Annotated in this window: 5 protein-coding genes; 2 read left to right on the forward strand and 3 right to left on the reverse strand. The window is 58.1% G+C overall.

Features of this window, described 5'->3' with window-relative positions; genetic code table 11:
• Positions 1-3 precede the first annotated feature (3 nt).
• Genes HPC62_RS03255 through HPC62_RS24265 form a run of 3 tightly spaced genes read right to left on the reverse strand, consistent with a single transcriptional unit; the run spans position 4 to position 10,393 of the window.
• A complete protein-coding gene (locus tag HPC62_RS03255; protein WP_172353725.1) occupies positions 4-3,102 on the reverse strand; it encodes a response regulator in 3,099 nt (1,032 codons plus the stop codon).
• Positions 3,099-5,162 carry a response regulator gene (locus HPC62_RS03260; RefSeq protein ID WP_172353726.1) on the reverse strand — a complete coding sequence of 688 codons (2,064 nt, stop codon included), beginning with the start codon at positions 5,160-5,162 and terminating at the stop codon, positions 3,099-3,101. Before HPC62_RS03260 ends, HPC62_RS03255 begins: the two co-directional genes overlap by 4 nt.
• Positions 5,159-10,393, reverse strand: a complete 5,235-nt coding sequence (locus HPC62_RS24265) for a PAS domain S-box protein (RefSeq protein ID WP_172353727.1) — start codon at positions 10,391-10,393, stop codon at positions 5,159-5,161. The genes HPC62_RS03260 and HPC62_RS24265 overlap by 4 nt, the downstream gene beginning before the upstream one ends.
• A gap of 661 nt (positions 10,394-11,054) precedes the next feature.
• On the opposite strand from HPC62_RS24265, the gene folP reads away from it, so the two are divergent.
• Both folP and HPC62_RS03275 read left to right on the forward strand, forming a co-directional pair.
• A complete protein-coding gene (folP, locus tag HPC62_RS03270; protein WP_172353728.1) occupies positions 11,055-11,912 on the forward strand; it encodes a dihydropteroate synthase in 858 nt (285 codons plus the stop codon).
• Between the two features lie 81 nt (positions 11,913-11,993).
• On the forward strand, positions 11,994-13,295 hold the full coding sequence (locus tag HPC62_RS03275) for a metallophosphoesterase family protein (protein WP_172353729.1): 1,302 nt from the start codon (positions 11,994-11,996) through the stop codon (positions 13,293-13,295).
• The last annotated feature ends 287 nt before the right edge of the window (positions 13,296-13,582 follow it).

Here is a 13,582-nt window from a genome sequence, read left to right on the forward strand (position 1 = left end):
CTGTCATGCGGATTGCTGGCAGGCCGCCACCAACTGACGAATTCTCACCAGCAGGTCTTCCTGGCTGTAGGCTCCTTTTTGCAGGATTTGTTCAACGTAGCCGCGCAGTCGAAACTGGTCTTCGGCCGTAATGTCTTTGGCGGTGATGATAATGACGGGGAGCGATCGCCATGCTTCGTGGCGCTGTAATTCTGCGACGAAACCAAAACCGTCCAGTTCCGGCATCATCAGATCCAGCAGGATTAGCTCTGGCTGGACGGTTTGCAGCTTTTCTAGGGCCACACGCCCGTTTTCGGCTTCGATCACCTGCCAGTGTTCTTTTTCCAAAAGCTGGCGCAGCAGGTCGCGGTTGGTGGGGTCGTCTTCTACCACCAGAATGGGGCAGGCAGGGCGAGCGCACTCATACTTTTTCAGCACCGAGAGCAACTGCTGGCGATCAATTGGCTTGATTAAATAGTCCGACGCACCCAGCGCATAGCCCATATTCTTGTTGTCCAGCATCGTCAGCATAATCACGGGAATATTGGCCAGGTCTGGATTGCTCTTAAACGCCGACAGCAGCATCCAGCCGTCCATCTTGGGCATCATCACGTCTAGCGTAATGGCGATGGGGCGGATGCTTTGCGCCAGAGTCAGCCCTTCTTCGGCGGTGAGGGCGCTGTGGACGGTGTAGCCTTCGCGGGCAAGCTGGCGGTGGAGCAGGTCGTGAATCGCCGGGTCGTCGTCGATCACCAGGATTGGGCGATCGGGGCGGGGCGGACTCTCTCCAAAATCCTCGCCCTCGTCAACCGATGCCATCTGATCTGCGTCCGCATCGGGCGCAGCGTCAGGATGATGAACGACCTGGGGCAGCGTCATGGTAAACGTACTGCCCTTGCCCAGGGTGCTGGTGACGGTGATATTGCCCTTCATCATCTGACAAAACCGCTGGGCGATCGCCAGCCCTAGCCCCGTGCCGCCATACTTGCGCGTGGTCGAAGCGTCTGCTTGGGTAAAGGCTTGGAACATCTTTTCCATCTGCGCTTCGGTCATGCCGATGCCCGTATCCGTCACCTGGAAGCAAATTACGGGTTGAGTTGTTTCGGGATGCAGTTGCTTTTCAACTGTGAGCGTAATGGTGCCGTTTTCGGTAAATTTGGCAGCGTTACTCAGCAGGTTCAGCAGATTTTGCCGCACCTTGGTCAGGTCGGCGTGCATGGTTTCTAGCTGGGGATCGGCGTGAACCACCAGGGTATTGTTGTTTTTGCTCACCAGCGGGCTGACCGTGTGGACGACCTCGCTGACTAGATCGGGCAGACAAAATTCTTCCAGATACAAATCCATCTTGCCTGCTTCGATCTTCGACAAATCCAGGATGTCGTTGATCAGGTTGAGCAGGTGTCGTCCGGCGGTGTGGATTTTCTGCAAATCGGGAACCAGATCCTCCTGTCCCAGGTCTTCTGCCTCTTCTTGCAGCATTTCGCTGTAGCCAATGATGGCGTTGAGCGGTGTGCGGAGTTCGTGGCTCATGTTGGCCAAAAACTGGCTCTTGGCGCGGTTTGCTTGCTCTGCTGTTTCCTTTTGCCGCAGCAGTTCCTCGGCCCGCTGGCGCTCGGTGATGTCGCGCAAGGTCAGGATGATGCTCTCCACCGCCGGATTATCCAGCAGGTTCGTGCCTACGGCCTCTAGCCGGGCCCAGGAGCCATCGATCCGGCGCAGTTGGATTTGAAAGGGCAATGTAATTCCGGGCTGGTGGACGGCGTGGCTGAGGGCGACGCGGGCGGTGGTGTGGTCGTCAGGATGGACGAACTCAAGCAGGGTCTTGCCGTATACATTTTGCGGGTCGTAGCCCAAGACGGCTTTGAGGGCGGGGCTGCTGTAGCGGATCTGGCCGTCGGCGCTGAGCAGCATGACGATATCGGACGTGTTTTCAATAATCGAGCGAAAATATTCTTCTCGGCGGTGCAGTTCAGCCTTGGCCTGGTGTAGCCCCTGTTCGCGATCGCGCACTTCCCCCACCATCCGCTGAAACACTCGCGCCAGCGTGCCCAGTTCGTCTTGGCGGATGGCTACGTCTGCCAGAGTTTCTGTGTCAAAGTCTTCTGTTTTCATGGCGGACTTGATCGCGTTGGCAGCATCGGTGAGGCGGGCGACGGGCTGCGTGACGCGCCGCGACAGGAGCAGCGACCCCAACAGTCCGGCGGCCATGATGCCCGTTGAGGCCAGGGCAACATGATACAGATCGCGCTGGAGGGCGCTGCGAACGGAATCGGTGGATAGATAGACTAGCGTTGCCCCCTGAATCCAGTTGGCGTTGCCCCGAATCGGCACGGCGACCTTGAGCAGGTTTTCGTCTAGGTAGGTTTTGGATTGTCCAGTCTCTAAAACGTGCAGCAGCTTGGCGCGATCGCCCGCCGACAGACTGACAATATTGCCGTTGCTGGAGGTGACGCTGCGGGCCAGGCTGTTGAGCTGGCGATCGACAATCCGAATACCCACTATCGCATCGCCATCCACCAGTTCATTGGTCAGGCGCTCCAGCCCAATCTGCTGGGGCAGGGTTTTAAGGATTTCGGCATCGTGCCCGATTTGCACAATACGGGGCTGATCGACCCCCGCCACGGCGACATACTTGAAGATTTTGCCGTCGGTATCCCTCGCTCGCGCATCCACATCGACCGTGGCCGCCCCCCCCATCAGCAAGGACTGAAAGCTGAGCGCCTGGGGTTGCTGGCTGCCCAGGGCAGACTGGTTTTGGTATTCCACCCTGCCCTCACGATCGGTAATCCAAAATTCGTCGATTGCTGTGGTCTTGGCCAGGTCTTCTAGCTGCTGATTGATTTCAGCGGGGCTGAGGTTGGCTTGCTGGGCGATCGCCACCAGCCGTGCGGTGAGGGCCGCCTGGGCCAGCATTTGGTCGCCCATCATCGTGTCTACATCGGCGGGAACCTGGTTGGCAAATCGCGACATTCGCGCCAAAAACTCCGCAATCAGTAACCCATTGGACTCCGTTTGCGCCAGGATCGACTGGCGAGTCCCCCAGGACAAAACGCCCGTTGTGACTGCGACCGTCGCCGCCAGCAGCGAGGTCACCATTAGCAAGATGCGGAGTTGGAGCTTCATAGCGCACTCGACAAATGAAGGAGGACAGCGTCGCGAATCTGGGTGAGAAAATCGCCCAAAGACCCCGCATCAGGCTGATCATGCTGAAGAAACTGCTCTAGCCGATCATTCAGCCGGGATTGGTCGGCCGGGCTGAGGTCGCGGGTGAGCAGGCTGATCACCGGGGGAACGCGCCCGCTCATTGTTCGCAGCGGGTAAACATGCTGAAACCCCTCTTTGGCCAGCACCAGCAAGTCCACCAGCAGCACATCCGGCAGCAGCGCATCCACGGCTGAGGATGATTTTGGACTGGGGTGGGGCAGGGTGTCTTGGGGGCGATCGCCCTCCGTCACGCGCCAGCCCGCCCGCTCTAGCACCTGTCGCAGGATGGAGCGCGTGGCCCGGTCTTGATGCACCAGCAGCGCTCGATTGCCCCCCTTAAGCTGTGGCGCTTGGTAGGTTTGCAGCAGGGCCGTCAGTCGGGAAAAGTCTGCGGGCCGGGTGAACTGGTCGGCAATGCCCAACACCAGGCCGTTGGGCGCATGAAGTCCGGCGGGGAGTTCGGCTGGGGGTGTGGCGGTCAGCATAACGGGAACCCCTGCCAGCAGCGGGTCGGCCTTGAGGGTCGCCAGCACGGTCCAGCTATCCAGCGCGGGCATCAGCACATCCAGCACAATCAGATCTGGCTGTAGCTCCTGCGCTAGCCGCAGCCCTTCCTGCCCACACCAGGCAGTGACCACGCGATAGCCCTCTTGGTTCAGGCTTTGCACCATCCAGTCGCGGATGCTCCGGTCGTCGTCGATGATCAGCACCAGCGGGCGATCGCGCGTCGAGGGTTCCTGCGGCTGATAGACCGGGGGAAAGCGGGCGGGGCGATCGCTACTGACCAGAGGCAGCCGCAGCGTAAACGTAGACCCATGCTCTGGCTCACTCTCCACAGAGATCGTGCCGCCCAGCATCTCGCAATAGCGATAGCTAATCGACAATCCCAGCCCCGTCCCGCCATAGCGTCGGGTAGAGGACTCGTCGCCCTGAGCAAACGGCTGAAAAATCTTCTCGCGCTGCAATGGAGCAATCCCAATCCCCGTATCGCTCACCCGAAACTCTACAAACGCTCCGCTGGGGACAGGGAACGCTGCCTCTGCCGCAAATTTCTCTCCGTCCTCCCAGCCTGCCGCCTCCAGCCCCTTCACCGCCACCGTCAGCGTAATGGAACCCTGTTCTGTGAACTTGGCGGCATTGCTCAGCAGGTTGACCAAAATCTGCCGCACTTTCGACAGGTCGCTGTACATTGTGCCCAGATGATCGGAACACTGCACTTGCAGTGTGTTGCCATGCTCCAGAACCAGCGGACGCACCGTGTTTACCACTTCTTGCAGCAGTGGGTTCAGCACCACCGTCTCCAGATCCAACGACACCGTGCCTGCCTCCAGCGCGGAAATATCGAGGATATCGTTGATGATGCTCAGCAGGTGTTGCCCAGAGGTACGGATTTTCCGCAAATCAGGAATCAGATGGGTGATTCCTTCAGCCTGCAAATCTTCCTGCACAATTTCGCTGTAGCCGATGATGGCGTTCAGCGGCGTTCGCAGTTCGTGGCTCATGTTGGCTAGAAACACGCTCTTGGCGCGGTTGGCGGCTTCGGCCGACTCTTTTTCTGCCTTGAGCTGCCGCAGGTAAGATTGCTCTTGGTCGCGGAGCCACTTGCGCTCTAGGCAGGCTCCCGTCCTCGCTTGCAGCAGCACTGCGTTCAGCGGTTTGAGCAGATAATCTTCGGCTCCCAGTTCGATGCAGCGCACCACGCTATCCAAGTCATCGGCGGCAGAAATCATAATCACCGGAATGCTCTGAAGCGCCGGGTCCGCCTTCATCTTTTCCAGGGTTTGCACGCCGCTGAGGCCCGGCATGATGATATCCAGCAGCACCAGGTCAAACGGCTGGTTTTTCAGCAGTTCTAGCCCTTCTTGTCCGCTTTCTACGGTTGTCACCGAGGCCACCCGATCGCTGAGGCGACGAGCCACCAGTAGGCGCGTTACTGCTTCATCATCAATGACCAGTACCGATCCCCAGCCTAACTTCATAGGGAAACCTCCCGAACCCTGGTGGGACAGTGGCGAATGCAGGTTAACACCAGATCATGGACTTCGTGCAGCAGTTCGTCGCGGCTGTAGGTGCCCTTTTGCAAGATTTGCTCTACATAGCCATTGAGCCGCAGATGGTCGGACGGGGTGAGGTCGAGGGCTGTGACGACGATGATCGGGAGCGATCGCCATTCGGGATTTTCTCGCACCGCGCTGATGAACTGAAAGCCATCCATCTCTGGCATCATCAGGTCGAGCAAGACCAAATCGGGGCGCTGTTGCTGGAGAACCTGTAACCCTACGCACCCGTTCTCGGCCTCAGCGACCTGCCAGTGTTCCCGCTCCAGCATTCGTCGAAACATCTGGCGGATGTCGGAGTCGTCTTCGACCACCAGCACCCGACGGGTTTGCGCCGCATCCCCTGAGCTATTGGACTGGAACTTTTGCAGCAGGTGGGTAAGCCGCTGATAGTCAATAGGCTTGGTGAGATAATCCGCTGCACCCAGCGCAAAGCCCCGGTTTTTGTCGTCCACAATTGTCATCACGACGACAGGAATTTCAGCCAGGTCGGGATCGGCTTTGAAAGCCGACAGCACGCTCCAGCCGTTTGTGTCGGGCATCAGCACGTCTAGCGTGATGGCATCGGGGCGAATCTGGCGGGCAAGATGCAAGCCTTCTGTGCCGTTGGCGGCCGTTTCTACCCGAAAGCCTTCTTTGGTGAGATAGCGCTGCACTAGGTCGCGCACGGCGGGGTCGTCGTCGATCACTAGCACGGTTCTGCGCTTCCCGCAGGGATCGCTTTGCAAATCGCCCAAGTTAGAGGAGGGGTTGTCGCAGGACGGGCGATACTGCTCCGCAAGAGTGCTGCGATCGCCCTTCTGAGGAGTCTCCTGATCCGTGTCAGCAGCAGGGGTCAGAGCGGGCAGCGCTTCAATCTGCTTGGGATCGACCACCCGCATCGGCAGCCAGATCGTGAAGGTGCTGCCCTTGCCCACCTCGCTCGACACCGTGATGTCGCCGCCCATCATCTGGCAAAAGCGGCGGCTGATGGCCAGTCCTAGCCCCGTGCCGCCATATTTCCGCGTAGTCGAAGCGTCCGCCTGGGTAAAGGCCTGGAACACCTTCGCCATCTGCTCGACCGTCATGCCAATGCCCGTGTCGGACACCCGAAACAGGAGGAAGGGGGCAGGCGCAAGGCTGAGCGGCGCGTCGGGGTTCTCGTAGGCAGGGCTAGTGACTTCGCGCGTTTCGACCGTGAGGGTGACCGTGCCGTTTTCAGTGAATTTAGCAGCGTTGCTGAGCAGGTTAAACAGTGACTGGCGCACCTTGGTCAGGTCGGCGTGCATGGTGCCCAGGCCGTCGGGGCAGTGAATCGAGAAGGTATTGTGGTTTTTGGCTATCAGTGGCTCGATGGTCGCCTGCACCTCCAGCAAAAGCAACTCTGGCTCGAAGGTTTCCAGGTACAGCTCCATGCGCCCCGCCTCGATCTTGGAAATGTCGAGGATGTCGTTGATCAGCGCCAGCAAGTGCTGCCCTGCACCGCGAATTTTTTCCAGATCGGGCACGATGTCGCCATAGCCAAAGTCGTGGGCATCTTCTTGCAGCATTTCGCTGTAGCCGATGATGGCATTCAGCGGAGTGCGTAGCTCGTGGCTCATGTTGGCAAGGAACTGGCTCTTGGCGCGGTTGGCCTCTTCGGCGGCTTCTTTGCCCCTGCGGAGGGCTTCTTCCGCCGCTTTGCGATCGCTAATATCCCGCTGCACCGAGATCCAGTGGGTATATTCGCCGCCTTTGTCGGCAATGGGAACCATCTCGATTTCCACCCAAAACTCGGAGCCGTCCTTGCGATAGTTAATTAGCTCTAGCTGAACCGATTTCCACTGCGCTAGGTCGGCCCGCGCCCGTGCCACTGTCTCTCGGTCAGTGTTTGCCCCCTGGAACATGGCAGGATTTTTGCCGATGACCTCCTCTGGCGCGTAGCCCGTCATGCAGGCAAAGGCTTCGTTGACGTAGACGATCTTGAGGTGGGCCGGGTCGCCCGCCTCCGTGATCATCACCGCGTCATTGGTGTTCACCACGACCGACTCCAGCAGACGCAGGCGCTCCTCGGTCTGCTTGCGCTCGGTGATGTCAAACAGCACCCCGTCCAGGCACAGCAACTCGCCGTTTTCGTAAATTCCCTGTCCTTTTTCGTAGACCCAACGGATGCTGCCGTCTTTGTGCTGGATGGGATATTCCAAAACGTAGGGTTGCTTTTGGGCGATCGCCTGTTCCACCGTCTGGGCAATGATCAGTTGATACTCCGGCGGAGTAATGTCATTTATGCTCAGCCGTCGATTGCCGATGAACTCCTCTGGCTCATAGCCCGTCAGGTTGCGAATTGGATCGCTAATGTATTCCATCGTCCAGTGTTCATCGCAGGCGCAGCGATAGACCACGCCCGGAATATTGTTCACTAGGGAGCTAAAGCGGGCTTCTCGTTCGCGCAGGGCCGCATCGGCCTGGTAGCGAGCGGTAATATCCTGCACAATACACACCAGCCCGCCATCGTCTAGCGCTGTGAGAAATACCTCCTGGGGAAAGGTGCTGCCATCTTTGCGGGTACCGATTGCTTCGCCGCGCCACTGCCCCGTCCGGGTAAACTCCGGCATGATCTCCTGCTGAAATCTGGCTAACTCCTTGGATTGATAGAGCATAGTCCAGGATTGACCGATGAGTTCTGCTGGGTCGTCATAGCCATAGATGGTGGCGTGGGCGCTGTTGAGATAGAGAAATTCGCCTGCTGCGTTGAGGATGCCCACGCCTGTAGCAGATGCCTCGATTGCTGCCAGTTGTCGCTTCAGGGTTTCTTCAGCCTGCTTGCGCTGGGTGATGTCTTCGATTGTGCCTTCGTAATACAGCAGGTTGTCTTGGTCATCTCGAACGGCGATCGCATTTTCAGAAATCCAGATAATCTCTCCATCCTGGCGATAAACCTGGGACTCAAAATCCTCCACTGCGCCGTGGGCTGCCATCTGGTCGATAAAATCCTGCCGCCGAGTGGGGTCTACGTATAGCTGATGCTCGATGTCTTGCAGCGCCTCCATTAGCGCCTCGACAGACTCGTAGCCATAGATTTTCGCCAAGGCGGGGTTGGCGCTGAGATAGCGGCCGTCGGCTGTAGTTTGGAAGATGCCCGTGACCGCGTTTTCAAAGATGCTGCGGTATTTCTCTTCGGCGGCCCGCAGGCGGCGTTCGCTCTCGGCTAGAGCCAGTTCCGACCGTTTGCGCTCAGTGATGTCCATCGTCACGCCGACCAGCCGCGTGGGGTTGCCCTCGGCATCGCGCAGCACCCGACCACGGCTGGCGATCCAGCGCAGACTACCGTCCCGCAAAAGGACGCGATATTCTGGCGCGTAGTCTGCCCCGTCTTGGAGCGATCGCGCTTGGGCTTCGTTCACCCTGTCGCGGTCTTCAGGATGGATAAATTCAAAGAAGTCGGCATAGGTTCGGGTAAACTGTCCGGCTTCTAAGCCAAAAATGCGCTCTGCTTCTTCTGACCAGTTTTCCTCCCCTGTGAGGACGTTCCAATCCCACGCGCCCATCTTGGCCGCACTCAGCGCCATTCGTTGCAGTTCCTCGCTCTGGCGTAGCGCCTCCTCCGACAGCCGAATTTTGATAAACTGCCCCACTTGGCTGCCAATCGTCGTCATGACCTTGAGCAGGTCGGCATCGGGCCTTTGTGCCTCGCGGCTGAGGAAACACATCACGCCCAACACCTCGTCTCCATTCAAAATGGGGAACCCCAACCAACTCCGCAACCCCAGTGCTTCGATCACAGATCGGCGAATGGCTCTTTGCAAAAAGAAATCATCACTAAGGATATCAACCAGCCAAAGCGACTCGCGGCTTGTGGCGACCTGTCCGATGATGCCTTCGCTTTCGGCAATGGGGCGTTTCCATAAGTCTGACTCAAGCTGGACTGCGTCTAGCTGTGGGCAATGCCAGCCTGCCACATAGGCCAGTGTTTTGGTTTCTGGGTCGAGGCGGCGCAGTTCACCTACGTCCCAGCGGAAGCTTTCGCAGATCGTCTGTAGGATTTGGGGTGCAGATTCTTCCAGGGTGGTGGCTTCCGACAGGATGCGGGTGAGGGCGTGTTGGGTGGCGAGGCGAGTCTGCGATCGCCGCTGGCTGACCAAATTGCGGGCAAGCGAGATGAACACATAGAACACTGTCCCCAGCACCAGCAGCGCAAACGCTTCAACGGTGTAAATCTTGCGGGCAAACCTCTGAATTCGCCGCTCCAGCAGGCGATCGAGCTGGGCGGAGGTGTCTTGCCAGAAGGCATGGCTGGCGGTGAGCATTTCAGTTGCGGCAGCCTCGTACGCCACGGGATCATACGCCGTGGGCTGCACCTGCACGGTTTTGGACTGGGCAATAGCCTGCCTCAGCGCTGCCAGAAACCGATCGGTCTGTTGGGTTAGCGTCTGCATCGGCGCTTCCAGGGGAATTTGCAGCGCAGGGTTGTTGTGAATGGCCGTGTTCAGGCTGGTGCGGCTGTCTTGCACGATCTCCTGGAGCCGACCCATCAGCACGAGCAGGCGGCCCTTTTCTTCCGACGAGAGCGATCGCCGCTGCACAACCAACTCCCCAAGCTGCTGCACTTGCGCCATCAGGTCTTGAGCGCTGGGCAACTTGAGCAGAGCCAAATCCATCAGGTAATAGCTATCCAGAGCTGGATCAAGAATCAGTTTAGAAACGTCGCCTACCTGGGAGATCAGCCCGCGCACCTGAGCAATCAGATCGGTATACCGAGTTTGCACCTCGTCGGGAGGGAGGGGCGTGCCCGTCGCGTCTACCCCAGTCCGAAGCGCGTCCCAGCTTTGCACCAATGCCCTATAGCGCTCTGGGGTCTGGAGGCGCTGCCCAAACTGCTGTTCAACCGCTTGCAGTTGTGCCAGATCTAGGTCGATCTGACTCTGAAACGCTTCCTGTAACTGGGTTAACGCCTCCAAGGACGAGTCTTGGGCTGTCTGCTGGGCCAGTCGTCGTCCCTGAGGCAAGTCCAGCATCAACTGCTCTAGGGGGCGCAGGTAGGCGTTGCCGAAAATTTCATATTGAGCAAAGTTAATTCGCTGGTTGACTTCCGCCACCAGTTGGTAGACCACCATTGCAAACGGCAGGATAAAAATTAGCAGCAGCGCCACTAAGTTAATCCGCTCGGTGGTGCGGTTTTGCCCAAGGTTCTCCATATCCACCCTCTTTGGTGTGTGCTGGGGTTAGGTGCTAAAGGCGAGAGGCTGAGTTGAGACTAAGAGTTGAGACTAAAAGCCAGACTGCATTCATTCAGGATTGCCGAACTTGCGAGACTTTTCTATACGCGCTCTGCGACGCGAACAATCCAACCCTCTGCAAGGGCTGGTGTGAGCCTTTGAGGATGCTAAATGAGGATGCTCAAACGGTAAAAACTGAAGGTTTTACGGTTTGGCTTGGCGTTCGGTGCTAAATTCGGTTTAACCCAATGGCTTTCTTTTGGCTCTCTTTACTAATTCCCTGATTCGCTTCAAAAATCGAGATTCGGTCTGCGATTGATTTGGTTGGATTTCGTCTGGCTTTGATGGTCAGGGGTAGACGCTGGGATAAAGCCGTGCCTGAAGGCCGGGCGATCGCCCCTAGTAGTTTTCTATTCCCCAAAAGCCTTCATTTCGCAACAGCAGTGCCGTTAAAGCTGCTTTTTCAGTAAAAATGCGTGAATGCGGTAGATGAAGTTCTGTATTTACCCAAAGTTGCAGCGAGACTGTCTCTGGGCTTAATTTTAGAGTGCCCGAAATCTCAGTATTCTCGACTAAGGATCAGAATTTTTAACGCAAAGCATACGCAAGCTTCAAATTAGAACTCGTTGAAAGTGTGGAAATGTGGCAGTTTTCTGGCGATCGCCAACTGATTTGGGGCGATCGCACCTATCTGATGGGCGTGTTAAACGTTACGCCCGATAGCTTTAGCGATGGCGGCCAGTTTGACCAGTTGGACTCTGCGCTCCAGCAAGCCCATCGGCTGGCAAAAGACGGTGCAGACGTGCTGGATATTGGCGGCCAGTCCACCCGTCCCCAGGCCGAAGATGTGGCGCTGGAGGAAGAGTTGCGCCGGGTGATTCCGGTGATCCAGGCACTTCGCCAGGGGGCTGCCGATTTTGCGCCGCTGGATACGCTGATTTCCGTTGATACGACCAAGTCCGCCGTGGCCAGAGCGGCGATCGCTGCCGGAGCCAATATTGTCAACGATATTTCGGGAGCGACCTTTGATGACGCAATGCTGCCCACCGTTGCTGAACTGGGCGTGCCCATTGTGCTGATGCATATTCGCGGCACGCCCAAAACCATGCAGCAGTTAACCGATTATAAGGACGTGGTGCAGGAAGTCTACGACTTTTTGGCGAGGCGCGTCGAGATGGCGATCGCCCACGGCATTCCCCACCAGCACATCGCCATCGACCCCGGCATTGGCTTTGCCAAGACCGCCGCCCAAAGCCTGGAACTGTTGCGCCAGATCGAGGCCTTCAAGCCCCTCGGCTGCCCCATCCTGATCGGCCCGTCCCGCAAGAGCTTCATTGGGCATATCCTCAACCAGCCTGATCCGAAGCGGCGAATCTGGGGCACGGCGGCGGCCTGCGCGATGGCGATCGCCCACGGAGCCGATATCCTGCGCGTCCACGATGTGGCTGAGATGTGGGATGTGTGCCGCGTGGCGGATGCGATTGGGCGGGGAGTGTGAAGGTTAGAGTGCCAGAGCGGCACAAGGTGAGATAGCGTGATAGAAATAGCGTGATAGAACACTCATACTCCAGTTCTCCAAATGCCTCGATTTCTCCACATCGCCGATATTCACCTGGGCTTCGACCGCTACGACAACAAAGTGCGGACGCAGGATTTCTTCTACACGCTGATGGATGTGGTCGAACGGTATGCGATTCGCGAAGCGCTCCCTTCGGGCATTGCCCCCCAGGTAGACTTTGTGCTGATTGCGGGCGATCTTTTCGAGCATCGCAACCTCCAGCCGCACATCTTGAACCAGGCACAGGCAGTGCTATCCCTCCTCAAAGACGCAGGCATCCCCGTTTTGGCCATCGAGGGCAACCACGACAACCGACCCTACGGCGTGAATACAAGCTGGCTGCGCTATCTGTCAGATTGGGAAATGCTGTACCTGCTGGAGCCGGGGGACGTGGCGCAGGGCGAACCGTTCTATTCTCCCTGGGATGCAGAGAGGAAGCGCGGCGGCTACATCGACCTGCCCTGCGGCGTGCGGGTGCTGGGGTCAAGCTGGTATGGCTCGACGGCTCCCAAGGCGATTGAGCAAATTGCCGCTTCTATTGGGGAATTGCCGCCTGCGCCAGGGCCGACGGTGCTGCTGTTTCACCACGGGCTGGAGGGGCAGATTGCTCGCTATCAGGGGGCGCTGCGCTATAGCGATCTGCTGCCGCTGAAGCAGGCGGGCGTAGACTATCTGGCGCTGGGGCATATTCACAAAAATTACGAGATAGAGGGCTGGGTGTTTAACCCTGGCTCCCTGGAAGCCAACAGCATAGACGAAGCCCGGTTTGAGCGGGGCGCGTATGTGGTAGACATTGACCCAGACGGCATCCGGGCAGAACTGAAGCGCGACTATCGCCAGCGGCCAATTGTGCGGCTCAGGCAGTCCCTGCGCGGCTCGGAAACGGTGGAGGAGGTGGAACAAACGGCGATCGCCCTGGTTCAGCAGGCTATCTCCTTGGGACAACTCCAGCCCGATGCACAGCCAATTGTCGAACTGCGGCTGGAGGGTGAGGTCGGGTTTGAGCGGACGGAGCTAGACGTGCGATCGCTCCAGCAACAGCTCCAGTCCCTCAGCAACGCGCTGATCTTCCTGCTGAAATTCGAGGCAGACGTGCTGACGTTTGCCTCCCCTCTGGGGGAAGAGGCCAGCCGCGACCAGGTGGAACGGGAGGTGTTTCTCGACCTGCTGACCGCCAACAGCGCCTACAAAAACCGCGCCCCCGCGCTAGCCCAAGGCCTGATCGACCTGAAAAATCGCCAGCTTGAAGGGCGGCCAGAGCCAGATCTGTATGAGCTAGTGCAATCCTTGCTGACGAGCGAGAGCAGCGAGCGTAGGGATTAAGAGTGGCGGAGTGTGGGAGGAATCGGGTGTTTTTGGGGTGGTGCAGACCGTTGAGCCATATTGCGCCGCAATGCTGAATTGCACCGCAATGCTGATAATGCTGAGGTCAAGCTCTACCCCCATCACACCGCCATTTGCCCCAATTGCGCTAGTCTAGCCATTGCAAAAGCTGGGCCCGACACGGTTCAAATACAGACGAGACGTGTGAATCTCTCTGCACCCCCAAAGCTCCAGCCTCAAGCTCCACTCCCAGGCCCCAACCCCCGATCCCGATTTATTGACACTCG

This window comes from Thermoleptolyngbya sichuanensis A183 (assembly GCF_013177315.1).
GTDB lineage: Bacteria > Cyanobacteriota > Cyanobacteriia > Elainellales > Elainellaceae > Thermoleptolyngbya > Thermoleptolyngbya sichuanensis.